The sequence below is a fragment of the Phaeobacter sp. JH204B genome (assembly GCF_048055755.1).
GTDB classification, from domain to species: domain Bacteria; phylum Pseudomonadota; class Alphaproteobacteria; order Rhodobacterales; family Rhodobacteraceae; genus Phaeobacter; species Phaeobacter bryozoorum.
Window position 1 is genome coordinate 1 of the sequence record NZ_JAYMXF010000006.1, and the last position, 1,060, is coordinate 1,060.

The 1,060-nt window shown below is 44.2% G+C and carries 1 protein-coding gene and 1 pseudogene; one reads left to right on the plus strand and one right to left on the minus strand.

The annotated features are described in order from the left end of the window. Positions 1-62: 62 nt before the first annotated feature. Complete coding sequence (locus tag VXL81_RS02220) at positions 63-656, minus strand: hypothetical protein (RefSeq protein WP_416534511.1); 594 nt, start codon at positions 654-656, stop codon at positions 63-65. A 266-nt stretch (positions 657-922) separates the two neighbouring features. Here VXL81_RS02220 and VXL81_RS02225 point away from each other — a divergent pair. Next, positions 923-1,060: pseudogene (locus tag VXL81_RS02225) on the plus strand (IS5/IS1182 family transposase); the annotation flags it as partial.

Genomic DNA, 1,060 nt, shown 5'->3' on the forward strand with positions numbered 1-1,060 from the left:
ACCAGATTTCGAAAAAATAACCGTCTCTGCGTTGATTTTTGGGTCGACAACTTTAATGCTACTCATTGCTTGACTTCTTTCATCTGAATGTCGATTATTCTATCGAAAATAAAAACATATATGGAGTTGATTTCTTGGGTATCTTGCGTAAATGCTATTGATCTATTTTTCACATATTGCTCGCAACCTACAAAACTTCCGTCGGTAATCGGTTCGTCAGTCCCCTGCGGCAAATGAAGGGAGTTACCAAAAAATCGACGCGGCGTATTCTTGTAGCTCACACGACACTGTGAGACCAATTTTTCGAAATACCCCGTGACAACCTCTGGCAAGTTGTCATATTCCACTTGCACCGGTGACATCTCTCCAATCAATTCCATCTCTGCAATATAATCCCCTTGGTGCGTTCTGCTTTGAATGGTGGCGACTTTACTAGAACCCTCTTTGGAAACACATCCGGAAACATAAAGGTAGGAATTATCAAACAAAGCTAGCGATTGCAGTCGTTTCCTGTCGTAAACATCAACCAACTGTGATGGGTCTTTATCGCTGCATGAAAGCACTGAGTGTTTGGAATTAATATTATCTTCACAACTCATTATGATGCAGATTAGTGATAGGGCTGAAGGCAACTTTAAGAGGCTAACTATGGCCATGCCAAACACTCCGTTTATGTATCTTGGTTATTCATTGAGTAGCCCATCTTCAGACGCTCCAACACGAATTGAGTGTATTTGGTCATGTAGAATCGGTTACATTTTTGCACTCCCTATATGCGTGCAAGGGCGGAGTCATCCCCTACGGTAACGTTAACTTCTTCGCAGTGTGGCTCCAAAATCAGGTCAACCCTGTCCTCGACTAGGCCGTGTTGACAAAAGGGATTCACAGGCAGCGCTGAACGTGATTCAAGTTGGTATCTGCGATGGAGACCAGCTTGGCACGAGACCTTATGTCGGACGAAGAATGGGTGTTCTTTGAGCGTTTCATCCTTTCTGCCCGTGCCCCGAACGGACGCAAACCAACCAACCACCGGCTTGTTCTTGATGGGATATTCTGGATT